The organism is Pseudaestuariivita sp., from assembly GCF_052825805.1.
Map to the genome: position 1 here is coordinate 1 of NZ_JBRBVB010000005.1, position 25,572 is coordinate 25,572.

Sequence of the window (25,572 nt, forward strand, 5' to 3'; positions counted from 1 at the left end):
CCAGCCGTGAATGGGCCGCCTTCCTGCGCGAACACAATCTGGAACATTCCATGAGCCGCCGGGGCAATTGCCATGACAACGCAGTCGCCGAGAGCTTCTTTCAGCTCCTGAAGCGGGAGAAGGTCCGACGCCGGAAATACCCGACGCGCGAAGAAGCACGGCGAGATGTGTTTGAATACATTGAGCCGTTCTATAACACCAAGCGCAAGCACACAAACAACGGCATGCTGTCGCCCGTTGACTTCGAAGAAAGACAGCTCAAACTCGAAAAGGCAGGTGTCTAGAAAACTAGGGGCACGTCACCGCTGCGTCTTCATAGATCGTCAGAGGCAGGCCGTGCAGCGTTTCCAGCGCGGCCCAGGCGTCTTTGGGCGCAAGATCATAATCCAGATCTTCGAATGCAATTTCACGGGTGCGGAGATAGGCAAACGGGGCGGCAAGGCTGTCGTATTTGGGATCATCGCTTGCGTTCAACCGCCGGACCCGTTCCGCCGTCACATCCCGGCAAAGGTTCTTGTCCGGCTCGTCTTCCGTCGCTTCAGTCGAAGACACCATGATGAAGCGACGATCACCTCGGTCTTCCGCATTCAGTTCCATGACGGCCTGCGCTGTAGTCGCAGAGCCCGCAAAAAAATCTAGGACAATGTCACGTGGTCCAGCAGATTGGCAAACTAGCTCGCGGATCAATGAGACCGGCTTCGGATACTCGAATGCACTTTCCCCAAATACCGCTCGCACCTCACGAGTGCCTTCGGTTGTCTTTCCGACTTCAACTGACAGGCTGTCCTCAGTCGTTACACCGTCCAATAGACTGGAGAGAGGGTTCACCTCATCGTCATCACGATCCTTCAAGAATTTCTTGATGCGGACACTTCCGAGACCAATTTTTCGTCCAACCCAATCCTCGATGTTTGGAAGGTCGCGCCTAGCAAATTTGTGCGCGGTCTTGTCGTCGATGGCTGCGAAGAGCTCATCCAATGAATCATACTGGACGTACTGCCCCTTCTTCTTGAATACCAGCAGGCCTTCTTCCAGCAAGTCTTCCCATGGTTTTTCCGTCAAACCCTTATCGCCCTTTTGCCCAACCGACCAAACTCGATTCAGGTTTGGCGGGTAGGCAATGCCGGTCTCTGGATCGGTTATGAAATAGACGGCGTTCTTCCGTTGTTTGTAGGTCTTTGGTTGCTGGAGTGGATCATCGGTCCAGTCCCCTCGACTATCTTTGTCTGGGTTGGAGTAGTCATTGCGATTTTTTCGGTTCCATGAAACTCAAACTTCGGCTTGCGGTATGCCAGCACGAAGTCATGATCCTTACTGAAATTGCCGCTATCGTACCCACCTTTCCTTGTTCGCCAGACGAAGCAGCCCAGTTTCATGCCCGGCATTGCTTCATCCAGCATGAGTTCCAACAGCGCCCTTTGCTCGTCGTTAATCGAAACTAGCATCACGCCGTTTTCGTCTAATAGGTCGAGTGCAAGGGTGAAGCGCTGGTACAAGAATTCCAGCCACGTGGATTGGCGAAACCGGTCTTCTTTGTCCATGTAGCGGTCGTTTTAGACCCAATCTTTATTTCCAGTGTTGTACGGCGGATCGACATAAATGCACTTCACCCGCCCGGATAATGTCATCCGAAGCCATCGCAGCGCATCGAAGTTGTCGCCCTCGATGACCATATTCGCCCAGGGCGCTGGCTTGTCCGACAACTCAGGCACGATCTCGCAGGCAATGAAGTTCTCATCAATGGCCTGATCCGCAGCGATCTCGTCGCGCTCCCAAACGAGCCCAAGTTTCTTGGTCCGGTCACGCTTTTGCAGAAGCTCGATCAGTTGTGCCTTGCTCAAATCGTCATATTTGCCGGACATTTCCGTGCCTTCTTTCTTTTGTGGCTTTGCTCGCCAGTTAGTTTTCGTTCGCGAGCGCGTCCAAGCGGCGGCTCGTGAAATGCAGGGTCAGAACTGATCCAGTCAGGAGTGAGATCAGCAGGCCGGCTATGGCTACCGGAACAAGCATCACTGCCAGCAGTACGGAAAGGTCCGTGCCGCCGGGGAGGAACTGAAGAGCCGCGAATCCGGCAAGGTACACGACACATGCCAAGGCATAGAGCCATTGCAGCGGTGCCAGAGGGTCGATTGCGTTATGGCGCGCACGTTCCAGTGCTGCCCGGTGAAGTTTTTTCCATTGGTCGCTTGGTTTTTGCATCTGCTTACTCCCTTACGAGTTCGATCCAAGTGTGAACGTCATCATCCGTTACTTCCCGCCCCTCGACATGCGACTGGTACCAACGCGCGACGATGGCCCCGCGCTTTTCACTTTTGATTTTGATGTCTTCTTCATTCAGGTGCTGATCGAGTGAAGTCTCGATCCGCTTCAGCGCCTCGAAGTCATGCGCCGCGCGAACAGCCTTGGTTCCGAGCAGTATCCAAGCTGCATCGACTTCGAACCGGTCCGCTATCGCCACGAGAGCCTCGACAGGCAAACCCCGCTGGCCCTTCTCGTAGCTATGATAGGCCCGATGAGAGACGCCAATCGCCTCCGCCAAGGCTGTTTGCGTCAGGCCGATTTCATTGCGCGCGATTGCGAGCCGCGCGCCCATAGAAGCGAAAACTGACCTATTGTCCTGCGGCATACGAGGTTCCCATTGACGGCAACCGTCATAACGAGCGCAACTGCACAAAATGACGTTATTCCTATCCCATGGCTATCTGAACATGTCAAAAGGTGCGGAACAAGCGATTTCATTCATATCCAGCAGTGGAGGCTGAAATTGACCCAGGAACGTCTTCTCTCTCCCAAACAGCTCAGCGAGATCGTGGGGCTTAGTCCCGCGCAAATTCGCGCACTCATGAACACCGGGAAATTAGAGTTCGTGGAGATTTCATCGAAGACCAAGATGCTGACGATGAGCGGCTGGGAGCGGTTTCAGAAGAACGCGACCAAGGTCAAAGGGGCCGAGGGTTCCGCAGCGAATTGATGGGGGTGTCAGGCCATGGCGACGACAATTCTCAATATCAGCGTGATCGACAAGCGAATGCTGAAGCAGTCCGAAGCCGCCAGCTATGCCGGGTTGCCGGTGAAGCATTTCAAAGCTGCGTGTCCGGTGCGCCCTGTGGAGTTGATGCAAGGTGCACTTCGTTGGGATCGCCTTGAACTCGATCTCTGGATTGACGATGTGAAGTCAGGGACCGTGACGGTCACCCGCGAAACCATTCTGGACCGCCTTTGATGACACAGGTGCGGGTTAAGGGGTTCAAGATTTTCAAGGACCGGCACGGCAAGCAGCGATGCTATCACCGCGAGACCGGCCACAAGGTAGACCTGAACCAAGCGCCCATCGGCTCCGTCGAGTTCTTTGCCGAATGTGAGACGATCCGTGCCATCGCCGAGGCTCAGCGGGCGAAGGCACCAAAGGCCGGGACGCTTGGAGGGTTGATCCAGTCATATTTTGAAACCGAGCACTATCAAAACCTGGCCGAAGCCACGCGGCGCGATTATCGCAAGTGCGCCGACTTCCTAGAGCCGATCCGCGACACACCGATCCATGTGATCGACACGCCCTTGATCTCGGGCATCCACGACAAGGCTGCCAAGAAGATTGGCTGGCGGCGAGCGAACATGGTCCGCACGCTTTTGAGCGAGGTCTTTCGCTACAACATCCCGAAAGGGCTCATCTCCGCAAACTTCGCAAAGGATGTCATTCCCAAGCGCCGCCCGCGCGACCGCGCCTATGCAAACCGTCCTTGGACCATCGAAGAACGCGACACTGTTTTGGGGAAAGCCAAGCCCCACGTCCGCGTGGACCTCGCCTTGATGATGAACACGGGCCTCGATCCGTCCGACGCCTTGCGACTGCGCAAGGATCAGGTTGATGGTGGCACTATCTGGGGCGTGCGCGGTAAAACGGGCGAAGAGGTCGCGATTCCGGTTAGTCCAACGCTCCAGGCTGCGCTCGACCGTATGCCCGACCACGACGCCGAGACGGTGCTTTCCAATTTCAGAGGAGAGGCATGGACTTACAACGGCTTCTCGACTGTTTGGCACCGCTTTAAGACCGCCCTTGAGAATGAAGGCCTTATCGAAAAAGGCCTGACCCTCAAGGGCTTGCGGCACACGGTCGCCACGACTTTGCGCGAAGCAGGCCTCGATGAACGCCGCATCGCGGACCTTCTGGGCCAGAAAACACCGTCCATGGCGCGGCACTATTCGCGGTCTGCGAACCTTGCCGACAAGAACCGCGAGACCATGGCGACACTGGAAGAAGAGAACCGAAGGCGGGCCGAAAGTGTCAAACCTTCGAAGAAAAGCGTCAAACCTGACCGAAACGAGGATCAGTCATGAGCAGAAAATACATACATATCAGCTTGTTAAGTGGTGCCCGGGGGCGGAATCGAACCACCGACACGAGGATTTTCAATCCACTGCTCTACCCCTGAGCTACCCGGGCACGGGAACGCCAAAGGCGTTGGGTGGGCGCGTTTTAGGCGAGGGTCCTGTCGGTGTCCAGAGGCTTTCGCACCCGATCAGGCGCGGTCCTTGAACGGGGCCATGCCGGCGCGCGCAAGGGCGTCGGCGCGTTCGTTTTCCGGGTGGCCAGCGTGGCCCTTGACCCATTCCCACGTCACGTCGTGGCGGGCGGCGGCGGCGTCAAGTCGTTGCCAGAGCTCGACATTCTTGACCGGCTTTTTGGCGGCGGTTTTCCAGCCGTTACGTTTCCAGCCGTGCATCCAGCCCGTCACACCATTCTTCACGTAGGTGCTGTCGGTCACGATCGTCACTTGCGCGGCGCGTGAGAGCGTCTCGAGCGCGGTGATGGCGGCCATGAGCTCCATCTGGTTGTTCGTCGTGCGCGCGGCGCCGCCGGAGAGTTCGCGCTCCTTGACGACCGTGTCGCCATCCATCGCGCGCATCAGCACCCCCCAGCCGCCCGGGCCGGGATTGCCGGAGCAGGCGCCGTCGGTATAAGCGATCAACTCAGCCAATGGCTCGCGCCCTCAAGATGACCCACGGGTCGTCGCTGCCGGAGAGGCCGACCTCGTGGCCGGTAGCTTGGTCGAGGATCGAGAACCCGGCGCGCCCGAGCCGGGCGGTGAGGTCTTCGGCGGTGTAGTAGGTGTATTGGCGGCCGATGGCGTCGCGGGCGGTGCCGTCCCCGGTCTTCATCCCGATGTGAAGGACGCCGCCGGGTTTGAGCGCGCGGCGGATGGCGGCGAGGTGCGTGTCCATGTCGACACGGGGCGCGTGGAGGAGCGCGAAGTTCGCCCAGACCCCATCATAGAGCGCGTCGGCGTCGAGGTCTGAGAACCCAGCTTGCCAGGCGGTCACGCCCTGCTGCGCGGAGGCCATGCGCACCATCTTGGCGGAGGCGTCGGTGGCGTCGACGGTGAAGCCAGCGCGCGCCATGTGGACGGCAGAGGTGCCGGGTCCGCAGCCGAGGTCGAGCACGCGTCCACCCGGGGGCAAGAGCGCGATGAAAGCGAGAAGTTGCGCGCCGGGTTTGTCCGACATGAAGCGGTCGGCGTACTCGGCGGCGCGGGCGTCGTAGACGGCAATGGTCTCGGCGTCGCTCATATGTAGGCTCCGATGGCGCAGGCGAGGGTCGCAACAAGCGTCGGCGGCAGGCGCAGCTTGAGCCACCAGGCGGGCGCCAGTCCCCACCGCAGGAAGAGCGCATCGAGGAGGAGCAGCGCAGGAAACCCGAGCATCAGCCAAACGAGCGAAGCGCGGTCGGAGGGCGACCCGAGGATGTGCGTCGTGGCGAGGAAGAACGCAGCAAGGGCCGGCAGGACCGCGAGGAGGTAGGCTATCTGAGGCGCCTCTTCTGTGCCCGACGGCGATGCCGCCAGACCCCACAGCACACCCGACATAAAGGCAAAGATCACAACGCCGTAGCCTGCCAGGATCGCAAAGCTGTCGGACGGGTAGAGCAGACCGAGATAGCCGGGCGACGCAGGCTCGGGCAGAAGGGCAAGACCGGTGGCGGCCAGGAACGGCAACATGCCGAGCCAGGTCAGCGCAAAGGCAAGGCGCGGGTGCGGCATCGTCTCCCCCTTGGATCAGCCCGTGGTCACGGCGGCGAGCAGCGCGGTGATGCGCTTGGCCCGTGTCTGCGCCCTTTTGGCGGTTCGCACGGGCTGAAGCAAGCTGCGGCGTTTGCCGGGACTGAGCGCTTCCCACTCGTCGAGCCTGCCGGAGCTGCGCAGGGCGAGCATCACGTCGCGGGGGACCTCGACGATGTTGGGATCGACCGCGCGCAGACGGACCTCGAGCTTGTCACCGGGCGCGATGCCCGTCTCGCTCAGAAAGGATTTGCCGGTGTAGAGGAAGGGATCGTCGATCACCGGTGCCTTGGTCACGGCAAGATTGACCGGGTGCTCACCCACCTCGCCCTCGACCCGCTTGGCGGGCCCTAGCGCGGCCACGACCTCGGGCGGCAGGCGCAGGACCGTGTAGGTCGTCTCGCCCCAGCGCATCGGCTCGATGGCGGTCTCGAAGGTGACGTAGTCGCTCATGCCCGGGATGTGGCGCGGGCGGAGCTGCGGACAAGGCTCACGCGCGTTCGAAGGCCAGTCGCCCGGCCAGCGCGGCAAAGACCGCGGCGAAGGACCGGTTGAGCCAGCGCATGACCCGCTCGGACCCCAAGAGCCAACGGCGCATCCCGGCGGCAAAGAGGCCGTAGACCACGAACACCGCAAAGGTCATCGCCATGAAGACGGCGCCGAGCAACGTCATCTCGATCAATACGCGGTCCGCGGCGCCGCTCAGGAACGGCGGCAGGAGCGCGAGGAAAAAGATCGAGAGTTTGGGGTTCAGCACATTGATGAGCGCGCCACGCAGGGCGATCCGGGCGAGGCCGTCGGAGGTCTTGCGCGGGGAGATGGCCATGCCGCCGGTCTCCTTGAGCGCGCCCCAGGCGAGGTACAAAAGGTAGGCCACGCCCGCCAGTTTCACGACGGTGAAGAGAACCGCAGAGGTGTGCAAAAGCGCCGCGAGGCCGAGGCAGGCCGCAGCAAGGTGCGGTACGATCCCGAAGGTGCAGCCGAACGCGGCGGCGATGGCGGCGCGGCGTCCCTGCCCGAGACCCAGCGCGAGGGTGTAGATGACCCCGGTGCCGGGCGCGATCACGACGACGAACGCTGTGATCAAGAACTGGAGCGAGATCATGCGGGGGCCATGCGCAAGACGCGCGGGACTTTGAATTCGACGTTTTCCTTGGCCGTCTCGACGATCTCGACCGTCACGTCATAGCGGTCCCGAAAGGCGTCGATGACTTCATTCACTAGCACCTCGGGCGCGCTGGCGCCTGCGGTGATGCCGAGCGAGCGGATGCCCTCCAAGGCGCGCCAGTCGATGTCGCCCGCGCGCTGCACCAGCTGGGCGTAGTCGCAGCCCGCGCGCGCGCCGACCTCGACCAGACGTTTGGAGTTCGACGAATTCGGCGCCCCGACCACCAGCATCGCGTCGCACTTGGGTGCGATCGCCTTGACCGATTCCTGCCGGTTGGTGGTGGCGTAGCAGATGTCTTCCTTGTGCGGGCCGACGATGGCCGGGAACCGGGTCTGCAGGGCGGCCACGATGTCCGCGGTATCGTCCACGCTGAGCGTGGTCTGCGTGACATAGGCGAGCTGTTCGGGGTCGCGCACGGCGAGCGTCGCGACGTCCTCGACCGTTTCGACCAGCAGCACCTCACCCTCGGGCAGCTGCCCCATGGTGCCGACCGTCTCCGGGTGGCCGGCGTGGCCGATCATCACCATCTGCAGGCCGTTGTCGGCGTGGCGTTGCGCCTCGATATGCACCTTGGAGACCAGCGGGCAGGTCGCATCGACATAGACCATCTCGCGCGCCTCAGCCGCGGCAGGCACGGATTTCGGCACGCCATGCGCGGAAAAGATCACCGGGCGGTCGGGCGGGCACTGGTCCAGCTCTTCGACGAAAACGGCGCCCTTGTCCCGGAGGCCGTCAACGACGAACTTGTTGTGCACGATCTCGTGCCGCACGTAGACGGGCGCGCCCCACTTCTCGAGCGCCATCTCGACGATCTTGATCGCCCGGTCCACGCCTGCACAGAACCCGCGCGGCGCGGCGAGATAAAGGGTCAGGGCTGGCTTCGACAATGGACACACTCCGACGGGACAGACACTTGCTTGTCCAGCAGACTAGACGCACTGGCCTGTCAATTCCAGACGCTGCGCACGCTTGCCTCGCTTTACGCGCTTTCCGCCGCCGGTGCCGCGTCGTTCCGCGCAAAGGTTTCGCGCGGCGGGCGCCCGATCACGTCCTTGAGCTCATCGAGTTCGATGAAATTGTCAGCCTGGCGGCGCAGCTCGTCGGCGATCATCGGCGGCTGGCTGCGGATGGTCGAAACCACCGAGACGCGCACGCCCTGACGCTGCAGGCTCTCGACCAGCGGGCGGAAATCGCCGTCGCCGGAAAAGAGCACGATGTGATCGACGCGCGGCGCCAGCTCCATCGCATCGACGCAAAGCTCGATGTCCATGTTGCCTTTGACCTTTCGCCGCCCCTGGCTGTCGGTGTATTCCTTGGCCGGCTTGGTCACCATGGTGAAGCCGTTGTAGTGCAGCCAATCGACCAGCGGACGGATGGGCGAATACTCGTCATTTTCCAGGAGCGCCGTATAGTAGAACGCACGCAGCATCTTGCCGCGCCGCACAAATTCCTGGCGCAAGAGCTTGTAGTCGATATCGAACCCCAACGCCTTGGCCGCGGCGTACAGGTTCGATCCGTCGATGAACAGCGCGAGCCGTTCGTCTTTGTAAAACATTAAAATGTCCTTCCGAAATCGCGGCGCCATCGGTGTGAGTGGTGGTGCGAGGTAATGGCATCGCGGTGGCGGGAAACTAGGTGTAAGAATGCAGTCTCGCAAGGGGTTCTGAGACTTTAGGCTACGAGAGGACGGGCGTTGGATCAAGTCTGCTATGTCGCGCTTGGGTCGAACTTACCTTCGCAAGATCGCGCGTCAGTTGAGCTGTGCGCAAGTGCGCTATGTCGCATGACACACCAAGGGGCGCGCCTCCTAGCGGTCAGTCGGTTCTATAGCACGCCCGCCTATCCCACCGACGCGGGACCGGACTTTGTGAACGCCGCGTGTAGCCTGTCGTGGGACGGCAGCCCGGACGCCCTTTTGGCGATGCTCCACGACATAGAACAAAGTGCCGCACGCACGCGCACCCGGCGCTGGGGTGCCCGCACGCTCGATCTCGATTTGTTGGCGTTTGACAACAAAGTGATGCCAAGTGAGGCGGTTGTCCGCGACTGGATTGACTTGCCGCTGGAGGATCAGCGCACCCAGACGCCCGACACGCTGCTCTTGCCACATCCCCGCCTGCAGGACCGCGCCTTTGTCCTGGCGCCGCTCCGGGACATCGCCCCACACTGGCGCCACCCTTTGCTAGGGCAAACCGTGACGGAGATGCTGGACGCCCTGCCGCCAGAGGCGATGGATGGCATCCAAGCGCTCTGACCTCCCGGGGCGGCATCACCCAAAGACGCCCCGTAACCGCTTGCGCTTTAAGCCAAGGATGGCTATCTGACACGCTCTACCCGATATGCGCTTCAGGAGGCTGCAGATGGCCCGTGTGACGGTCGAAGACTGTGTCGACAAGGTTCCCAACCGGTTCGAGCTGGTGATGCTCGCCGCGCACCGTGCGCGCGAGATCTCCGCAGGCGCGCCGATCACCGTGGACCGCGACAACGACAAGAACCCCGTCGTGTCCCTGCGCGAGATCGCCGACGAGACGCAGCAGGTCGAAGACCTGCGCGAGCGGCTGATCGAATCGAACCAGACGCAGATCGAGGTCGACGAGCCCGAAGAGGACGCCATGGCGCTTTTGATGGGGTCCGAGCCGGACAAGCCCGCCGAGGACGACATGACCGAAGAGAACCTGCTGCGGCAGCTGATGCAGGCGCAGGAGCGCGGGTAACGGGAGCGGTCACTGCTCCCCGCCCTGCACTGATGCAGAGGGCCAGCCACGATGATCTCGGTCGATGACCTGCTGGCCCTTGTGCGCACCTACAACCCCCGCACGAACGACGCGCTGATCCGCAAGGCCTACGCCTATGGCGAGGCGATGCACGACGGCCAGATGCGCCAGTCGGGGGAGCCGTATTTTACCCACCCCGTCGCCGTCGCCGCGATCCTCACCCAGCAGCACCTCGACGACGCGACGCTGGTGACGGCGCTGCTCCACGACACAATCGAGGACACGCGCTCGACCTACGGCGAGGTGGCGCAAGAGTTCGGCGCGGAGATCGCCGAGCTTGTCGATGGCGTGACCAAGCTGACGAACCTGCAGCTCAGCTCGTCCGAGACCAAGCAGGCCGAGAACTTTCGCAAGCTCTTCTTTGCCATGTCCCGCGACATGCGCGTGATCCTCGTCAAGCTCGCCGACCGCCTGCACAACATGCGCACCATCCGCGCCATGCGCAGCGAAAAGCAGGCGCAGAAGGCGCGCGAGACGATGGAAATCTACGCGCCACTCGCCGGCCGCATGGGGATGCAGTGGATGCGCGAGGAGCTGGAGGACCTCTCCTTCCGCGTCCTGAACCCCGAGGCGCGCAACTCGATCATCCGCCGGTTCATCAACCTGCAGCGCGACACCGGCGACGTGATGCAAAAGATCACCGGCGACATGCGCGCCGAGCTCGAGACCGCCGGCATCGAGGCCGAGGTGTTCGGACGCGCGAAAAAGCCCTACTCGATCTGGCGCAAGATGGAGGAGAAGGGCCTCGCCTTCTCCCGCCTCAGCGACATCTACGGCTTCCGCGTGATCACCCGCAGCGAGCGCGACTGCTACCAGGCGCTCGGCGTGATCCACCGGCGCTGGGCGGCGGTGCCCGGCCGGTTCAAGGATTACATCAGCCAGCCGAAATCCAACGGCTACCGTTCGATCCACACCACCGTGTCCGGGCGCGACGGCAAGCGCGTCGAGGTGCAGATCCGCACCAGCCAGATGCACGACGTCGCCGAGTCCGGTGTGGCCGCGCACTGGTCCTACCGCGACGGCGTGCGCTCGGAAAACCCGTTTGCCGTGGACCCCGTGCGCTGGATCGCGCAACTCACCGAGAGCTTTGACGCCGAGGAGGACCACGAGGAATTCCTCGAAGCGGTCAAGCTCGAGATGTACTCGGATCAGGTCTTCTGCTTCACGCCCAAGGGCGATGTGGTGAAACTGCCGCGCGGAGCGACCCCCCTCGACTTTGCCTACGCCATCCACACGCGCATCGGCGCAGCCTGCGTCGGCGCCAAGGTCGACGGCATCCGCGTGCCGCTCTGGACCCGGATCAAGAACGGGCAATCGGTGCAGGTCATCACCGCCGACGGGCAAGTCCCCCAGGCCACCTGGCTCGACATCGCCACCACCGGCAAGGCCAAGGCAGCCATCCGCAAGGCCCTGCGCGAGGTCGACGCCGAGAAGTTCGCCAAGCTCGGCCGCGAGGTGCTGCGCGCCGCGTTCGAGCCGCTCGGCAAGAAACCCACCGACAAGGTCCTGAACTCCGCCGCCCGCACGCTCAGGCTCAAGGACGCCGAGGCCGTGCTCGGCCGCGTCGGCTCAGGCGAGATGCCGGCCTCCGAAGTGGTGCGTGCCGTCTACCCCGACCTCGCGCCCGACGCTCGCGACGAGATCGAGACCAAGCGCGCTGTGATCGGCCTCGACCCCGGCCAGGCGTTCGAGCGCGCCGCCTGCTGCCAGCCCCTGCCCGGCGAGCGCATCGTCGGCATCGCCGTGCGCGGGCGTGGCGCCGTGGTGCACGCGATCGACTGCGAGACGCTCGAGCGCTACGACGACCAGCCCTCCCGCTGGCTCGACCTGCACTGGCAGGACGGCCGGCACCCGGCGACCTACGCCGTGACGCTCAACATCGTGATCGGAAACGACGCCGGCGTGCTGGGACGTGTTTGCACGTTGATCGGCGAGCGGAAGGCGAATATCTCGGACCTGCAATTTGTTGATCGCAAACCGGATTTCTTTCGCCTGATGATGAGTGTCGAGCTTCGCGACGCCGCGCACCTGCACGGGATCGTCTCCGCCCTCGAGGCCGAGGACCATGTGGCCGAGGTCAGCCGCCTGCGCGACCCCGAACGCGTCCTCTCTGGCGCGGCATAGGGCGGCGCGCGGGATGGTCTTCAAACGCCGCGACAAGAAAAGCTGGGGGCGCTGGCTTCTGGAGCTCATCTGGCCGAAGGGCGGCTGGGGGCGCGCCGCGCAATACGTCCAGCACCGCCTGCGCCGCCTGCCGGACAGCCCCGAGCGCATCAGCCGCGGCATCTGGGCGGGAGTCTTCACCGCCTTCACCCCGTTCTACGGCCTGCACTTCGTCGTGGCTGCGCTCCTAGCACTTGTCATGCGCGGCAACGTGCTCGCCTCACTGCTCGCGACCTTCTTCGGCAACCCGCTGACCTATGTGCCCATCGGCGTCGTCGCCCTCCAGACCGGCTACTGGCTGCTCGGCATCCGGCCCGAGGACCGGATCGAAGGCTCGCTCGGCTACAAGTTCGTCGAGGCCGGCAACGACCTCTGGACCAACATCAACGCGCCCTTCACGGGCGTCAAAGCCGACTGGTCGCACCTGTCGGTCTTCTACAGCGAGGTTTTCTTTCCCTACCTCGTGGGCGGCATCCTGCCCGGCGTCATCTGCGCGACGATCTGCTTTTACCTCTCGATCCCGGTGATCCGCGCCTACAAGACGCGCCGCACCGGCATCCTCAAGGAAAAGTTCGAGGCCCTCCGCGCCAAACGCCTGCCCAAACCCGGCACAGACAAGTCCGAAACCTGACCCCACCAAACGCTCTAGGTCCCCAGTTCTCTGGTTCAGAAATACCTCGGGGAGGACGTCGAAAATCTCATTTTCGACGGGAGGGGCTGGCCCCTCGATCCCGCACTCAGACACACATGCAGCGTGAGCCATTGAAGGCGCACCACTCCCGCCCTACCCTCGCGCAAACAACATCGGAGACCCGCCATGTCCCCTCTCGGCCCGCTGCGCCTTGGCGTCAACATCGACCACGTGGCCACCGTGCGCAACGCGCGCGGCGGCGCCGTGCCTGATCCGCTGCGCGCCGCCAAGATCGCCGAAGAGGCCGGCGCAGACGGGATCACGGCGCACCTGCGCGAGGACCGCCGCCACATCCGCGACGCCGACATCGACGCGCTGATGGACGGGCTGACCGTGCCGCTCAACTTCGAGATGGCCGCCACCGACGAGATGCACGCCATCGCGCTGCGCCACAAACCGCACGCCGTGTGCCTCGTGCCCGAACGGCGCGAGGAGCGCACGACCGAAGGCGGGCTCGACGTGGCGCGGGACGACAACCGGCTGGCGCGCTTCATCGCGCCCCTGCGCGAGGCCGGCAGCCGCGTGTCGATGTTCATCGCCGCCGACGAGGCGCAAGTCCGCGCCTCCCAGCGCATCGGTGCCGAGGTGATCGAGCTGCACACCGGCGCCTATTGCGAAGCCTTTGCCGAAGGCGACACCGCCACCGCCGACAAAGAGCTGAACGCGATCCGCGAGATGGCGGCACTCGCGCATGACATCGGCCTCGAGGTGCACGCTGGCCATGGCCTCACCTACGACGACGTCACGCCCATCGCGCAAATCCCGCAGGTGATGGAGGTCAACATCGGCCATTTCATCATCGGCGAGGCGATCTTCCGCGGCCTCGGCCCGGCCATCCAAGAGATGCGACGCGTTCTGGATGCCGCCCGCGCGGCGGGCTGACTGCACGGAACCACAGCGGCGCGCAGCACGTTGCAGGTCCAACAGAAAGGACCTGTCATGCACAACATCATCTACCTCGTCGGCCTCGTCGTCATCGTCCTGGCCATCGTGCAATTCGTGCTCTGACGCGCGCAGGGCCGGGGCAAGACCCCGGCCCAGCCGCTTCGTCCCGGACCTTTCCGCCTCAGCACGGCATCCGACCCTCGACGCCCCGAGCAAAACTTGCGACGGTGGCGTTATGCCGACCTGTTTCTCTCTCCCCGCCTCCCTGACACTGGCCTTCGCGGCCACGCTGACGACCGCAGCTGAGGCGCAGACCGTCTCCGACTGCGACTGGGCCGCGTCTGCCACCACGCTGATCGAGCCGTGGGAAGAGAACTCCCGCACCTTCGCCAATGGCAAGACGCGCCTCGCGCTGGTCGATGTCCTCGCCCCCGGCACGGGACCCCTCCGCCTGCTGGTGCTCTCGCCACCCTACGACGAGCTCGGCGGACGCCAGTGCCGTCAGATCACCGTCTCCGACAGCCACGGCTTTGCCGACGTCTTCTGGGGTGGCCTAAGCGCGGCTTACGATCCCTCCGTCGGCCTCCTCTTTGACCTGCCCGTCGCGGTGTTCGACGCGGCACGCGGCGACATCTCGAACGCGATGCTCTCCTTCACGCTCAACCAGTCCACCGGCGCAATCGACGCCGTCTTCAACCCGGCGGACTGACGGAGGCATGATCCTCGGCATCGGCACGGATCTGGCCAACATCGAGCGCATCGCCGGCACGCTCGACCGCTTTGGCGACCGCTTCCGCAACCGCGTCTTCACCGAGACCGAGCAGCGCAAGGCCGAGCGCCGCGCCGACACGCCCGGCACTTACGCCAAACGCTGGGCGGCCAAGGAAGCGTGCTCCAAGGCGCTCGGCACCGGCCTGCGCATGGGCATCGCGTGGAAGGACATGGCGGTGAGCAACCTGCGCACCGGCCAGCCCGTCATGCACGTCACCGGATGGGCGGCCGAACGGCTCGCCTCCATGACACCTGCAGGGCACGAGGCGATCATCCACGTCACGCTGACCGACGACCACCCCTGGGCGCAGGCGTTTGTGGTGATCGAAGCCCGCCCCATCACCCCGACTCAAAGCCCCGAGGACCCAACGTCATGATCGAAAAACCGCCCCTCCTGACCATGCGCACGACCTGGAAGCGCCCCACGGCGGCGCAGCTGGCCGCCTTCAAAGACGTGCCGACCAGCATGATCTCGGACGCGATGGACGGGCGGGGCGCGCTGGACGTCGCGATCTCTCCCGTGCTCACCGATCCGTCGCTGCCGTCGCATGTGGTCGGCGCGGCGCTGCCCGCTGACAATGGCCCCGGCGCGATCATCGCCACGCTGGCGCTGCTCGAACTCGCGCAGCCGGGCGATCTGGCCGTCGTGTCGGTGTCGGGCTTCCAGGGCGCCTCCGCCTTTGGCGACCGTGTCGCCGGGATGCTGCGCAACTCCGGCGTGGTCGGCATGGTCACCGATGGCCCGGTGCGCGACGCGGTGGGGATCGAAGGCACCGGCATGCCGGTCTGGGCGACCGGCCTTGTCCCCAACACGCCGCACGACAACGGCCCCGGACGCGCCGGCCTGCCCATGGTCATGGCCAGTCAGGCCATCGACGCGGGCGACATCATCGTCGCCGACAGGGACGGCGTCGTCGTCGTGCCACTTGCCCAAGCGGACACCGTCGCCGCGCGCCTCGAGGAGGTGATCGCCCTCGAGACAGCGCTTGACGCCAAAGTGGCGAGCGGGCTGACCATTCCACCCGATCTGGTTGAATTTCTGGCCTCTGACGCGGTCAGGCGGGTGTAGCTGTTGACACCCCGACCCCGCACGGCGATGTAGCAAAAAACCACGCCAGAGAGGGCGCGAGATGGCACGGGCAAAACGCGAAAAGGGCAATCCGATCGTCGAGACGATCAAGACGGTCGTCTACGCGCTGCTCATCGCGGGCGTCTTCCGGTCGCTCTTCTTCCAGCCGTTCTGGATCCCGTCGGGCTCGATGAAGGACACGCTGCTGATCGGCGACTTCCTCTTTGTGAACAAGATGGCCTACGGCTATTCCTATGCCTCCTGCCCTTCGGTCATCATCCCGCGCTTCGGCGTGAACATCGACGCCGGCGACATCTGCGGCTTTCTCAAAAAGGACGACGGCGGGCGCTACTGGGGCGGCGAGCCCGAGCGCGGCGACGTGGCCGTCTTCCGCCACCCCGTCACAGGGCGCGACTTCATCAAGCGCGTGATCGGCCTGCCCGGCGACACGGTGCAGATCAATGACGGCGTGGTGTTCCTGAACGGCACCGCCGTCGAGGTCACGCCTGACGGCGAGTTCATCGAGGCCGCCGGCCCGCAGGGCCCCCACCAGCTGCGCCCGCGCTGCGCCAACGGCCCGGTCGGCGACGGCGCCTCCTGCATCAAGGAAAAGTTCGTCGAGACCCTGCCGAATGGCGCCAGCCACTCGATCCTGAACATCGGCAACCAGGGCTCGGACAACACCCCTATCTATACGGTGCCCGAGGGCATGTACTTCTTCATGGGTGACAACCGCGACAACTCCTCCGACAGCCGCGTGCCGCAATCCGTCGGCGGCGTCGGGTTTGTTCCATACGAGGATCTCGTCGGCCGCGCGGACCGCGTGATGTTCTCCTCGGCAGGCCGCTCGATGCTGTTCTTCTGGACCTGGCGCGGGGATCGGTTCTTCAAGGCCATCGACTGATGAAGCTCTCCGCCGAGCTCTGCGCGTTCCAGGAGCGGCTCGGCCACACCTTCGCCAATCCCGAACTGCTGGTGCAGGCGCTCACCCACGCCTCGGTCGGCTCGCCCACGCGCGGCGACTACCAACGGCTCGAGTTTCTCGGCGACCGCGTGCTGGGTCTGGTGATGGCCGAGGCGCTGCTCGAAGAAGACCGCGCCGCTTCCGAAGGCCAGCTTGCCCCCCGCTTCAACGCGCTCGTGCGCAAGGAGACCTGCGCGGACGTCGCCCGGCAGATCGACCTCGGCGCCGCGCTCAAGCTTGGACGGTCCGAGATGGTGACCGGCGGACGCCGCAAGCAGGCGCTCCTCGGCGACGCGATGGAGGCGGTGATCGCCGCCGTCTACCGCGACGCGGGCTTTGCCACGGCGCAAAAGCTGGTGCGCCGCCTCTGGGGTGCGCGCATTCACCAGGTCGAGGAAGACGCCCGCGACGCCAAGACCGCGCTGCAGGAATGGGCGCAGGCGCGCAAGCTGCCGCCCCCGACCTACACCGAGACCGCCCGGTCCGGCCCGGACCACGCGCCGACCTTCACCATCGAGGCGCGGCTCGAGACAGGTCAGACCGCGCGCGGGACTGCGACGTCCAAACGCGAGGCACAACAATCGGCCGCCCGCGCCCTCCTGACCGAGGTGGATGGGTGAAGTCACCCATCCTACGCAGCCAGCGCAAACCCCGTAGGATGGGTGCTCGCACCCATCTCCCGTCTTGGCTTTTCAATCCCCGGCCTATCCTGTAGGCCACCGCATCGCTTGCAAGAGGCCCGCTGATGTCCACCCGTGCCGGATTCGTCGCCCTGATCGGAGAGCCCAACGCGGGCAAGTCGACGCTAACCAACTGGATGGTCGGCGCCAAGGTCTCCATCGTCACGCACAAGGTGCAGACGACGCGCGCGCGCATCCGCGGGGTGGCGCTCGAAGGCGACGCGCAGATCGTCTTCGTCGACACGCCCGGCCTGTTCGAACCCCGCCGGCACCTCGACCGTGCCATGGTCGCGGCGGCCTGGGGCGGGGCGGCGGATGCCGACGTCGTCGTGCTGCTGATCGAGGCGCACCGGGGCCTCACCAAGGGCGTGCAGCGCATCCTCGACCGGCTGAAGGAGACCGCAGGCTCCCGAACCATCGCGCTTGCCATCAACAAGATCGACCGCCTCCCCGCCGAAAAGCTGCTCGCCCTGACGGGTCAGATGAACGCCGCGTTCGACTTTGCCGAAACCTTCATGATCTCCGCCGAAAAGGGTCACGGCTGCGCCGACCTCAAGACCTGGCTGGCCGGCAAGATGCCTGAAAGCCCCTGGCTCTACCCCGAGGACCAGATCGCCGATCTGCCGCTGCGCATGATCGCCGCCGAGATGACGCGCGAGAAGCTGACGCTGCGCCTGCACCAGGAGCTGCCCTACCAGCTGACCGTCGAGACCGAGAGCTGGGAAGAGCGCGAGGACGGCAGCGCCCGCGTCGACCAGGTCGTCTATGTCACACGCGACGGACACAAGGGCATCGTGCTCGGCCACAAGGGGGAGACGATCAAGGCGGTCTCCCGCGCCGCGCGCGAAGAGCTGGCGGAGTTCCTGGGGCGCAAGGTTCACCTCTTCTTGCAGGTCAAGGTCCGTAGCGGTTGGCTCGAGGAAGCCGCGCGCTATTCGGAGATGGGGCTCGATTTCAACGACGGGCGCTAGCCGTGGCCCCGCGGCTCACCGCCCGCTTCTGGGTCGACGCCTACCTCGCGCGTCTGCGCCTCTCGTACATCTCGGCCTTCGTGACCGCGCACGGCGACGACACGGCGGGCAGCGTGCTGGTCAAGCTGAACACGCTTGACGGTGAGGCCCGCGCCTATACCCGCATGTTCGATCTCGCCACCGGGGAACGCGCCTGGACCGAGCTTGCCGCTGGGGCCGAGGCCGATGTCGACGCCAGCATCACCCGCCAGCGCGGCATGGATCCCGACCTGTGGGTGATCGAGGTAGAGGACCGCGCGGGACGGCATCTTCTGGATTCGGAGGGACTTGGCTGAGCCGGTGCCGTTAAAAGTTCGGATCTAATCTCGCAGCCCCAAGCATGACAAACGAGTTACAGTTGTTCACGCGCCGTCCCGAGGGGTGGCGCAATCGCGCCGCCCGTTTTGCCGAAGGCAAACCTTCGGTTTGACGGGGGCGGGTCATGCCGGAGGCATGCCTCTGGCATGACGCGGCCTGACCGTGCCGGTCAGGCGGGCGCTTCAATCTGAACGCGCGCACTGCACAAAGCTGAAGCCGAAGTTGCCCCACCGGCACCTCCCAAACCGCCGTGAGGCACGGAAAACCCGCATTTGAGACGATCTGCCCTTAATTTGGACAGAAGTTGTGCCGATACTCTCGCATCTGCTGCTGCTCATAGGTGATTCGTGTACGAAACCGTAACCCGCGGTCTGTCTGCCGCCGGGGTCTCGGGCAAAGTGCTGGGGGTGACCCGCTTTGCCGACCCATGGGGTGTGATCTTTGGCGCCGAGGCGTCCGAGGACATGTCCGATCAACCCGCCGTCGACGCTGGCTCGACATATCTGCATCTTGTGACCGAGGGCGTGTGCTACCTGCGCGCAGGCGGCCACCATGCCGAAACGCTCGAGGCCGGCGACGTGGTGGTCGTACCTGGCGACGTGCCGCACATTCTGTCGAACCACCCCGAGGGCCGGGCGCTGCCGCTGCCGCGCGCGCTCGACCGCAACGCGGCGCTCTTGCAGACCCATCGCGGTCACGCGACTGGTCTTGCGAGCCTGCACTACACCCAGGCCGCGCCCGCCGATCCCGCGCTTTTTGCCGGGATGCCAGAGCTCCTGATCCTGCCGACGGGCGACCCGGACCTGCCGGACGCGCTGTCGCTTCTGGTGCGGCTGATCCAGTCCGAACTTGCCTCGAGCGCGGACCGCCAGTTGCTCTCCCGCGTGATGGAGCCGCTTTTGGCGCAGGCCATTGCCGCCTGGCTGACGCTCGCCGACACCGATCCCGCACCCTCCTGGCTGCGGGTGGTGCACGATCCGGTCCTCTGCAAGGCGCTCGCGCGCATGTTCGAGGCGCCCGGCGCGCAATGGTCGGTCACGATCCTCGCGGCGACCACCGGCCTGTCGCGGGCTGCCTTCTCGCGCCGCTTTGCCGAGGCCGCAGGCGAGACACCGATGGCGTTTCTCAACCGGTGCCGCCTCGCGCAGGCCGGGCGCCAGGTTGCCGCGCGCACCGCGAGCATCGAGGATTGCGCACGTACGCACGGCTACTCAAACGCCGCCGCCTTCTCGCGCGCCTTCCGGCGCCTCTTTGGCTACGCGCCTTCGCAGCTCAAGGCACCGCGCAAGCTGCGCCCATCGCCCCTGCCGGCGACACCTGCGCCACAGGCCCCGCAGCCACCCGTCGATGCGGCCCTGCCGCCGTCGTTCATGGCTGACGCGGTCGAGCGGTTCTAGCGCACTCCGGCTTGCGCGACCGTGCAGGCCGGGCCATCAAAGCGCATGGACTGGCGTGATGAGGGCATCCTTCTGGGGCTTCGGCGACACGGAGAGAGCTCCGCGATCCTCGATGTCTTTACCCCGTCGCGCGGGCGCCACGCCGGCGTGCTGCGCGGCGCGACCAGCCGCAAGGTGGCGCCCACGCTGCAGCCCGGCGCACAGCTTGACGTCGCCTGGCGCGCGCGTCTGGAGGACCACATCGGCACGTTCACGGTGGAGCCCGTGCGCTCCCGCGCGGCGCTTGCCATGTCGGGGCGCCTGGCGCTCGCCGGGCTCAATGCGGTTACCGCGCTTCTCAGCTTTGCCCTGCCCGAGCGCGAAGCGCATCCGCAGCTTTACCTCGCCACCGAGCGCCTGCTCGACCTCCTGGACCGCGCCGACATCTGGCCGTTGGCCTACCTGCAGTGGGAGATGCAGCTGCTCGAGGAGACCGGCTACGGGCTGGACCTTGCCGCGTGTGCGGTGACCGGGCGTAAGGAGGGGCTGACCTATGTCTCCCCGCGGACCGGGCGCGCGGTCTCGATGGAGGGGGCGGGCAACTGGGCGCCCAAGCTTTTGCCGTTGCCGCCGGTTCTGCGCCGCGAGGGCGATGCAGGCGACGTGGAGATCCTGCAGGGTCTGCAGGTGACCGGGCACTTTCTCAAGGAGACGCTGGCGCCTGCGCTTGGCACCCGCCCCCTGCCGGAGGCGCGCGCGCGGTTCGTGAGCGCCTTTGCCCGGCGGATTGACGATGCGTGAGCGCGGCACGCCCCTTTCACCGCTCTGCATTCCGCGATAGGTCTGCGCCATGACCTGGACCCTGCCGAACACCCTGACCCTGCTGCGCCTGCTGGCAGCGCCGGGTGTTGCGATCATGTTCCTCTATTTCGCGCGGCCGATCGCGGATTGGTGCGCGCTGATCCTCTTTGTCGGCGCGGCGCTGACCGACTGGCTCGACGGTTACCTCGCCCGCTCGTGGAAGCAGGAGACCAAGCTCGGCGCGATGCTTGACCCGATCGCCGACAAGGCGATGGTGGTGATCGCGCTGATGGTGATCGTCGGCTACTCGTCCTACTCGCCCTGGCTGGTCCTGCCGGCCACGGTGATCCTCTTCCGCGAGGTGTTCGTGTCGGGCCTACGGGAGTATCTCGGCGACGTGGCCGGCACGCTGAAGGTCACCAAGATCGCCAAGTGGAAGACCACCGTGCAGATGGTCGCCATCGCCGTTCTGTTCCTGCAGGGCGTCTTCGAGCACTACGTGGGGATGAGCGTGTTCGGCATGGACAGCGCGATGGTCGAGGACATCCTCGACGGCAAGACCGACGATGTGCTGGGCCTGCGCTGGAAAGTGGCCGGCATGCAATACGCCGGCGATGTGGGGCTGGTGCTGCTGTGGATCGCCGCGGCGTTGACCGCGATCAGCGGGTTTGATTACCTGCGCAAGGCTTGGCCACACGTGAGGGAACACCCGTGATCGACGTCGTCTATTTCGCCTGGGTGCGCGAGCGCATCGGCTTGCCGAAGGAGCAGGTGAGCACCGAGGCCGCGACCGTGTCGGACCTCGTGGCCGAGTTGGCCGCGCGAGAAGAGCGCTACGCAGCCGCCTTTGCCGACCTGTCGGCGATCCGCGTGGCAGTCGACCAGGAGCTGACCGGCTTTGACCACCCGCTTGCGGGCGCGCGCGAAGTGGCCTTCTTCCCGCCGATGACGGGCGGCTGATGCGCGTCGTCGTTCAGGAAGCGCCGTTCGACTTTGGCGCCGAAAGCGCGGCCTTTGCCGCCGGGCGCGAGGACGTGGGCGCCGTCGTGACCTTTGCCGGGCAAGTGCGCAGCCTCGCCGCGGATCCGATCTCACGCATGGAGATCGAGCACTACCCGGCCATGACCGAGGCCGCGCTGCGCAAGATCGCCGAAGAGGCTGCCGCGCGCTGGGACCTCGCCGACGTGCTGGTGATCCACCGCTACGGCACTCTGACTCCGGGTGAGCGCATCATGATGGTCGCGACCGCCGCAGCGCACCGTCAAGCCGCGTTCGAGGCCGCCGATTTCCTTATGGACTACCTCAAGTCCCGCGCGCCCTTCTGGAAGAAAGAGCACACCACCGAGGGTGCCGAATGGGTTGCCGCCAAGGACAGTGACGAGGACGCGCTGCGCCGCTGGTAGGTGTCTCGCCGTTTGGGGGCTCTGCCCCCGACGTCGAAAATCCAGGGATTTTCAACGCCTCCCCCGAGGTATTTTCGAACCAGAGAATTTCAGGACCGTCCCCGTGCTTCTTCGGTTGAGAAATACCTCGGGGGGTGAATGCCAAAGGCAGAGGGGGGCTGGCCCCCCCTACGACATCAGCCATCCATTGACAGCAATAATAGCTTAAGCGCCCCGCATCCGCTCGACGTAGGCGCGCATCTCTTCGGCGTCCTGGCGGGCGTCGCGGAGGCCCTCCATGGCGGCTGAGAGCTCCGCCTCGGTTTGCGTCAGCTGGTTGGTCAGCTCCGCCTCGCGCTGTTGCAGGTAAGTGATTGCCTGATCGCGCGTCTCTTCGGCGTCGTGCAACTCCTGGCTCATGCGTTCGAGCTCGGAGACGTCGGATTTGGACACCCGGGTGAACCGGTGGAGGAGCCAGTTGGCGAACCAGCCCATGCAGAAGGCCACGAACAGGATGATCGCCGTGGCGACAATGAACTCAGTTCTGTTCATCTGAGGTGTCCTCTTGGGGCGCGGTTTCGGCGCCCGGGTCTGTCTCGGCAGACTCGGTCGTCACATCGGCGGCCAGCTTGAATTCGATCCGGCGGTTCTGCTCGCGGCCTTCTTCGGTGCCGTTGTCGGCGATGGGCTTTTCCTCGCCGTAGCCCTTGGCGGTGAAGATGCCCGTCGGGATGCGCCGCTCGCGCAGTTCGTCGAGCACCGATTGCGCCCGCTCCTGGCTCAGCTGGAGGTTCATCACCTCCCGGCCCTGGCTGTCGGTGTGTCCGCTAATCTCGAACGCGATGTCCTCGCAGCGGCGCAGGACGGTCGCGATGGAATCCATCACCTTTTCGGAGGCGTTGTCGATGGTCGCGGCGCCCGGCTCGAACCGGATCTTGGTCGCGGTCATGATCTGCGCGATCATCGTCTCGCATTCCTGCGGCGTCGGCAGGCCCAGGACCGGGTCGAGCTTTTTGTCGTAGCGCACGCCGATGTCGTATTCCGCCGCCTCGCCCAGCTTTTCTGCAAGGAGGCTGCTGATGTCGGCGCGGGCGGTCTGGCTGCCGGTCAACCCGGTCACGTCGACGCTGTCGGGGGTGACGGTTACCGCGCCGCTTTCAAGGTGGGTGAGCACCTCGAGGCTGGCGAGCACGCGCACGGACCATGTGGCGGGCAGTTCGGCATCGACCCGGGCGGCGGTGCGGACCTTGTCCGAGCCGAACCGCGCCTTGGCAAAGCTGTCGACGGTCTGTCGCGCCAGTTCGCCCGCCACGCGCCCGCGCAGTTGCACGCCGCCTTCGGGGCTGAGCGTGGCGACGAACTCGGGCGGGCCCTCGTCCGTGACCACCTTCGGTTTCGGCAGAACGGCGGTGAGGGCAAAGACGTCGGGCAGGCTGTTTTCCAGCTCGCCCACAACCTCGTCGAAAGTGGCTTGCGGCGTGCCTTCGGGCGCGACCAGCGCGATGTCGGCGTCGACGATGGTCAGCGTGCCGCCGCCGAGCGCGTCGACCGCGTTGATGGATTTGACGGACGCCTCGGACCAGCGCGCCGTCGGCACGCCGAGGCCGATTGTGCAGTCGATCTCGCCCGCCATCCCGGCACGCTCTGCCGCCGCCACGATGCGCGCCTGCGCCGCGTCGTCGTCGGCGCTGCAGGCGTCGAACCGAGGGCCCTCGGCGTCCTTGATGAACCGCAGCGCAAAGGGTGTGATGACCGGGCGCGGCGCAGACAGCTCGAGCGAGAGTGCGACGTCGCCCGGCTGCTTGCGCTCAAGCTCGCTGCCGAGCGTCACGCGGGCCTCCTCGCTGTCGGTCATCGCCGTCACGGCGACCCGCCCGGCCTCGACCGAAATCTTGGACCGCGGCATCAGTTGCAACGCGACGACGGCGTAATCGACCGCTGACGACCAGCCGTCCGGCTCGGGAAAATCCGCCGTTTCCAGAAGGTCGGACACCTCAGCGCCCCGCGCCATGCGAGTCAGGCGGGACAGGAGCGCGTCCTGGTCGGTGGTGGCCGGCACCAGGCCAAAGAGGGAGATGCCTGCCTCGTTGCGCAGGATTTCGATGGAAAAGCGCGGCGGCGCGATGTCTTCGGCCTCTTCGATCGCGAGGTCGTCGATGACGCGCGCGGCGTCCACAACCGAGCCGGCAATCGAGACGGCGCGAAACCGGGACGCCTCGTCCGGCGCCTCTCCGGCCAAGATCACCTGCAACCCGTTTGTCTCGATCTCGGTCCAGCCGATGCTCTGCTCTTCGAGCGCAAGGAGCACGGCGTCGCGGGAATTGTCCTCAACCACCCGCACCGCAAAGAACGCCGCAAGGGCGCAGAGCCCGGCGGCCACCACAAAGAACCCGAATGTCAGAACAACGGACGACAACCGCATCTTGGCGCTTTTCCCTCCCCAATGGTGCCTGCGCGTGGACCTAACCCCGGGAGTGATACGCGGCGGGTTTCAGGGGATCAATCACAGGAGCGCGGCAACGGCGAAAAACAGCACGGCGATCAGGCCCGTGTCGCGGTTGGCGCGAAACAGACGCAGGCAGAGGTCTGGATTGTTCACGTCGAGCTGCCGCAGCTGCCAGGCCATATGCCAGCCCATCGCCCAGGGTCCTCCGATTGCGATCACCAGCGCCAGAATATCGCCGCGCGGCGCAGCCAGGATCACGGCAAGGCCAAGGAGGCTGACCGTCGCCACCAGAAACCACGCCAGCCAGCGCGGGCTGTTCTCTCCAAAGAGGCGCGCGGTCGATTTCACGCCGATCAGCGCGTCGTCTTCGGTGTCCTGGTGCGCGTAGATCGTGTCGTAAAAGAGCGTCCAGGCGATCCCGCCAAGGTACAGCACCACCGGAGGCCAGCCGAGGCTGCCGGTATGCGCCGTCCAGGCCAGCAGTGCACCCCAGTTGAACGCCAGCCCGAGAAAGACCTGCGGCCACCACGTGAACCTCTTGGCAAAGGGGTAGACCGCGACAGGCACCAGCGCGAGGATGCCGAGCCAGATCGCCGCGGTGTTGAAAGTCAGCAGGATGCCGAACGCGATCAGCGCCTGCAGGCAGAGCCAGACAAGCGCGCCGGTCACGGTGACCTGGCCCGACGGGATCGGGCGCGAGCGCGTGCGCGCCACTTGGGCGTCAAAGTCGCGGTCGGTGATGTCGTTCCACGTGCAGCCCGCCCCGCGCATCAGAAGCGCTCCGATAGCGCAAGCCAAAGCGATCCACGCGTCTTCCCAACGTGGCGCGCCAGTATGAAAGATCGCCAAAGCAAGACCCCACCAGCACGGAAAGAGCAAAAACAGGAATGGTGTCGGGCGATCCAGACGGCTCAGGCGCAAGTACGGCTTTGCCCATAGGGGCGCGGATCGGTCGACCCAATTGTCCGCCTCTGCATCTGCAACCGTCACATCTGGTGCTGGAGTGTTGTCTTGCATATGT

General features: G+C 65.0%; 36 protein-coding genes and 1 tRNA gene. 21 read left to right on the top strand and 16 right to left on the bottom strand.

Features of this window, described 5'->3' with window-relative positions:
• The coding region (locus ACU0B3_RS07675; RefSeq protein WP_446260257.1) for an IS3 family transposase at window positions 1-284 on the top strand (284 nt) is incomplete at its 5' end.
• A 4-nt stretch (window positions 285-288) separates the two neighbouring features.
• Here ACU0B3_RS07675 and ACU0B3_RS07680 read toward each other — a convergent pair.
• From ACU0B3_RS07680 to ACU0B3_RS07700, 5 genes are all read right to left on the bottom strand, one after another.
• Entirely contained in the window at window positions 289-1,038 is a 750-nt protein-coding gene (locus ACU0B3_RS07680) for a DNA methyltransferase (RefSeq protein WP_446260258.1), read from the bottom strand.
• A gap of 101 nt (window positions 1,039-1,139) precedes the next feature.
• Window positions 1,140-1,541 carry a DNA methyltransferase gene (locus tag ACU0B3_RS07685; protein WP_446260259.1) on the bottom strand — a complete coding sequence of 134 codons (402 nt, stop codon included), beginning with the start codon at window positions 1,539-1,541 and terminating at the stop codon, window positions 1,140-1,142.
• Window positions 1,542-1,553: 12 nt separating this feature from the next.
• Window positions 1,554-1,862 carry a hypothetical protein gene (locus tag ACU0B3_RS07690; protein WP_446260260.1) on the bottom strand — a complete coding sequence of 103 codons (309 nt, stop codon included), beginning with the start codon at window positions 1,860-1,862 and terminating at the stop codon, window positions 1,554-1,556.
• A 37-nt stretch (window positions 1,863-1,899) separates the two neighbouring features.
• Window positions 1,900-2,199, bottom strand: coding sequence for a hypothetical protein (locus ACU0B3_RS07695; protein WP_446260261.1), 300 nt, complete (start codon window positions 2,197-2,199; stop codon window positions 1,900-1,902).
• A 4-nt stretch (window positions 2,200-2,203) separates the two neighbouring features.
• Window positions 2,204-2,626: a helix-turn-helix domain-containing protein gene (locus tag ACU0B3_RS07700; protein WP_446260262.1), complete on the bottom strand. Its 423-nt coding sequence runs from the start codon at window positions 2,624-2,626 to the stop codon at window positions 2,204-2,206.
• Between the two features lie 138 nt (window positions 2,627-2,764).
• On the opposite strand from ACU0B3_RS07700, the gene ACU0B3_RS07705 reads away from it, so the two are divergent.
• Genes ACU0B3_RS07705 through ACU0B3_RS07715 form a run of 3 tightly spaced genes read left to right on the top strand, consistent with a single transcriptional unit; the run spans window position 2,765 to window position 4,335 of the window.
• Window positions 2,765-2,971 carry a hypothetical protein gene (locus ACU0B3_RS07705; protein ID WP_446260263.1) on the top strand — a complete coding sequence of 69 codons (207 nt, stop codon included), beginning with the start codon at window positions 2,765-2,767 and terminating at the stop codon, window positions 2,969-2,971.
• Between the two features lie 15 nt (window positions 2,972-2,986).
• A complete protein-coding gene (locus ACU0B3_RS07710) occupies window positions 2,987-3,223 on the top strand; it encodes a hypothetical protein (RefSeq protein WP_446260264.1) in 237 nt (78 codons plus the stop codon).
• The gene (locus ACU0B3_RS07715; protein ID WP_446260265.1) at window positions 3,223-4,335 is read left to right on the top strand and encodes a tyrosine-type recombinase/integrase; all 1,113 of its coding nucleotides are present in this window, start codon (window positions 3,223-3,225) and stop codon (window positions 4,333-4,335) included. The genes ACU0B3_RS07710 and ACU0B3_RS07715 overlap by 1 nt, the downstream gene beginning before the upstream one ends.
• Window positions 4,336-4,366: 31 nt before the next feature.
• Here ACU0B3_RS07715 and ACU0B3_RS07720 read toward each other — a convergent pair.
• The 8 genes from ACU0B3_RS07720 to ACU0B3_RS07755 all read right to left on the bottom strand — a co-directional run bounded on the left by ACU0B3_RS07720 (window position 4,367) and on the right by ACU0B3_RS07755 (window position 8,776).
• Window positions 4,367-4,441: transfer RNA gene (locus ACU0B3_RS07720), tRNA-Phe, on the bottom strand.
• A 76-nt stretch (window positions 4,442-4,517) separates the two neighbouring features.
• Complete coding sequence (rnhA, locus tag ACU0B3_RS07725; protein ID WP_446260266.1) at window positions 4,518-4,976, bottom strand: ribonuclease HI; 459 nt, start codon at window positions 4,974-4,976, stop codon at window positions 4,518-4,520.
• Complete coding sequence (locus ACU0B3_RS07730) at window positions 4,969-5,565, bottom strand: class I SAM-dependent DNA methyltransferase (protein ID WP_446260267.1); 597 nt, start codon at window positions 5,563-5,565, stop codon at window positions 4,969-4,971. The genes rnhA and ACU0B3_RS07730 overlap by 8 nt, the downstream gene beginning before the upstream one ends.
• Window positions 5,562-6,035, bottom strand: coding sequence for a DUF3429 domain-containing protein (locus ACU0B3_RS07735; protein WP_446260268.1), 474 nt, complete (start codon window positions 6,033-6,035; stop codon window positions 5,562-5,564). Before ACU0B3_RS07735 ends, ACU0B3_RS07730 begins: the two co-directional genes overlap by 4 nt.
• Window positions 6,036-6,050: 15 nt before the next feature.
• The gene (locus ACU0B3_RS07740) at window positions 6,051-6,506 is read right to left on the bottom strand and encodes a YdeI/OmpD-associated family protein (RefSeq protein WP_446260269.1); all 456 of its coding nucleotides are present in this window, start codon (window positions 6,504-6,506) and stop codon (window positions 6,051-6,053) included.
• Between the two features lie 37 nt (window positions 6,507-6,543).
• Window positions 6,544-7,158, bottom strand: coding sequence for a LysE family translocator (locus tag ACU0B3_RS07745; RefSeq protein ID WP_446260270.1), 615 nt, complete (start codon window positions 7,156-7,158; stop codon window positions 6,544-6,546).
• Entirely contained in the window at window positions 7,155-8,108 is a 954-nt protein-coding gene (ispH, locus tag ACU0B3_RS07750) for a 4-hydroxy-3-methylbut-2-enyl diphosphate reductase (RefSeq protein WP_446260271.1), read from the bottom strand. Before ispH ends, ACU0B3_RS07745 begins: the two co-directional genes overlap by 4 nt.
• 92 nt (window positions 8,109-8,200) lie before the next feature.
• Window positions 8,201-8,776 carry a LabA-like NYN domain-containing protein gene (locus ACU0B3_RS07755; RefSeq protein ID WP_446260272.1) on the bottom strand — a complete coding sequence of 192 codons (576 nt, stop codon included), beginning with the start codon at window positions 8,774-8,776 and terminating at the stop codon, window positions 8,201-8,203.
• 138 nt (window positions 8,777-8,914) lie between these two features.
• Here ACU0B3_RS07755 and folK point away from each other — a divergent pair, with 138 nt between their 5' ends.
• The 17 genes from folK to ACU0B3_RS07840 all read left to right on the top strand — a co-directional run bounded on the left by folK (window position 8,915) and on the right by ACU0B3_RS07840 (window position 22,126).
• Window positions 8,915-9,475 carry a 2-amino-4-hydroxy-6-hydroxymethyldihydropteridine diphosphokinase gene (gene folK, locus ACU0B3_RS07760; protein WP_446260273.1) on the top strand — a complete coding sequence of 187 codons (561 nt, stop codon included), beginning with the start codon at window positions 8,915-8,917 and terminating at the stop codon, window positions 9,473-9,475.
• A gap of 106 nt (window positions 9,476-9,581) precedes the next feature.
• Window positions 9,582-9,935: a DNA-directed RNA polymerase subunit omega gene (rpoZ, locus tag ACU0B3_RS07765; protein ID WP_446260274.1), complete on the top strand. Its 354-nt coding sequence runs from the start codon at window positions 9,582-9,584 to the stop codon at window positions 9,933-9,935.
• Window positions 9,936-9,986: 51 nt separating this feature from the next.
• Window positions 9,987-12,119: a RelA/SpoT family protein gene (locus ACU0B3_RS07770; protein ID WP_446260275.1), complete on the top strand. Its 2,133-nt coding sequence runs from the start codon at window positions 9,987-9,989 to the stop codon at window positions 12,117-12,119.
• 13 nt (window positions 12,120-12,132) lie between these two features.
• Window positions 12,133-12,789, top strand: coding sequence for a DUF2062 domain-containing protein (locus ACU0B3_RS07775; RefSeq protein ID WP_446260276.1), 657 nt, complete (start codon window positions 12,133-12,135; stop codon window positions 12,787-12,789).
• Between the two features lie 186 nt (window positions 12,790-12,975).
• The gene (locus ACU0B3_RS07780) at window positions 12,976-13,731 is read left to right on the top strand and encodes a pyridoxine 5'-phosphate synthase (RefSeq protein ID WP_446260277.1); all 756 of its coding nucleotides are present in this window, start codon (window positions 12,976-12,978) and stop codon (window positions 13,729-13,731) included.
• A gap of 238 nt (window positions 13,732-13,969) precedes the next feature.
• Window positions 13,970-14,443: a hypothetical protein gene (locus ACU0B3_RS07785; RefSeq protein WP_446260278.1), complete on the top strand. Its 474-nt coding sequence runs from the start codon at window positions 13,970-13,972 to the stop codon at window positions 14,441-14,443.
• Window positions 14,444-14,450: 7 nt separating this feature from the next.
• Entirely contained in the window at window positions 14,451-14,882 is a 432-nt protein-coding gene (gene acpS, locus ACU0B3_RS07790) for a holo-ACP synthase (RefSeq protein WP_446260279.1), read from the top strand.
• A complete protein-coding gene (locus tag ACU0B3_RS07795; RefSeq protein WP_446260280.1) occupies window positions 14,879-15,574 on the top strand; it encodes an RraA family protein in 696 nt (231 codons plus the stop codon). The genes acpS and ACU0B3_RS07795 overlap by 4 nt, the downstream gene beginning before the upstream one ends.
• A gap of 61 nt (window positions 15,575-15,635) precedes the next feature.
• Window positions 15,636-16,478: a signal peptidase I gene (gene lepB / locus ACU0B3_RS07800; protein WP_446260281.1), complete on the top strand. Its 843-nt coding sequence runs from the start codon at window positions 15,636-15,638 to the stop codon at window positions 16,476-16,478.
• Window positions 16,478-17,158 (top strand): ribonuclease III, encoded by a 681-nt coding sequence (gene rnc / locus ACU0B3_RS07805; RefSeq protein ID WP_446260282.1) that lies wholly within the window; start codon window positions 16,478-16,480, stop codon window positions 17,156-17,158. The genes lepB and rnc overlap by 1 nt, the downstream gene beginning before the upstream one ends.
• A gap of 125 nt (window positions 17,159-17,283) precedes the next feature.
• Entirely contained in the window at window positions 17,284-18,189 is a 906-nt protein-coding gene (gene era, locus ACU0B3_RS07810) for a GTPase Era (RefSeq protein WP_446260283.1), read from the top strand.
• 2 nt (window positions 18,190-18,191) lie between these two features.
• Complete coding sequence (locus ACU0B3_RS07815; RefSeq protein ID WP_446260284.1) at window positions 18,192-18,524, top strand: DUF1491 family protein; 333 nt, start codon at window positions 18,192-18,194, stop codon at window positions 18,522-18,524.
• Between the two features lie 369 nt (window positions 18,525-18,893).
• On the top strand, window positions 18,894-19,943 hold the full coding sequence (locus ACU0B3_RS07820; protein ID WP_446260285.1) for an AraC family transcriptional regulator: 1,050 nt from the start codon (window positions 18,894-18,896) through the stop codon (window positions 19,941-19,943).
• 45 nt (window positions 19,944-19,988) lie between these two features.
• Window positions 19,989-20,723: a DNA repair protein RecO gene (gene recO / locus ACU0B3_RS07825; RefSeq protein ID WP_446260286.1), complete on the top strand. Its 735-nt coding sequence runs from the start codon at window positions 19,989-19,991 to the stop codon at window positions 20,721-20,723.
• 49 nt (window positions 20,724-20,772) lie between these two features.
• On the top strand, window positions 20,773-21,438 hold the full coding sequence (gene pgsA, locus ACU0B3_RS07830) for a CDP-diacylglycerol--glycerol-3-phosphate 3-phosphatidyltransferase (RefSeq protein WP_446260287.1): 666 nt from the start codon (window positions 20,773-20,775) through the stop codon (window positions 21,436-21,438).
• On the top strand, window positions 21,438-21,683 hold the full coding sequence (gene moaD, locus ACU0B3_RS07835; protein ID WP_446260556.1) for a molybdopterin converting factor subunit 1: 246 nt from the start codon (window positions 21,438-21,440) through the stop codon (window positions 21,681-21,683). The genes pgsA and moaD overlap by 1 nt, the downstream gene beginning before the upstream one ends.
• Complete coding sequence (locus tag ACU0B3_RS07840) at window positions 21,683-22,126, top strand: molybdenum cofactor biosynthesis protein MoaE (protein WP_446260288.1); 444 nt, start codon at window positions 21,683-21,685, stop codon at window positions 22,124-22,126. Before moaD ends, ACU0B3_RS07840 begins: the two co-directional genes overlap by 1 nt.
• A 204-nt stretch (window positions 22,127-22,330) precedes the next feature.
• Here ACU0B3_RS07840 and ACU0B3_RS07845 read toward each other — a convergent pair whose 3' ends face one another.
• The 3 genes from ACU0B3_RS07845 to ubiA form a co-directional block, all read right to left on the bottom strand.
• Window positions 22,331-22,657, bottom strand: a complete 327-nt coding sequence (locus tag ACU0B3_RS07845) for a hypothetical protein (RefSeq protein WP_446260289.1) — start codon at window positions 22,655-22,657, stop codon at window positions 22,331-22,333.
• Window positions 22,644-24,527, bottom strand: coding sequence for an OmpA family protein (locus tag ACU0B3_RS07850; protein WP_446260290.1), 1,884 nt, complete (start codon window positions 24,525-24,527; stop codon window positions 22,644-22,646). The genes ACU0B3_RS07845 and ACU0B3_RS07850 overlap by 14 nt, the downstream gene beginning before the upstream one ends.
• A gap of 81 nt (window positions 24,528-24,608) precedes the next feature.
• Window positions 24,609-25,568, bottom strand: coding sequence for a 4-hydroxybenzoate octaprenyltransferase (gene ubiA, locus ACU0B3_RS07855; protein WP_446260291.1), 960 nt, complete (start codon window positions 25,566-25,568; stop codon window positions 24,609-24,611).
• Window positions 25,569-25,572: the final 4 nt, after the last annotated feature.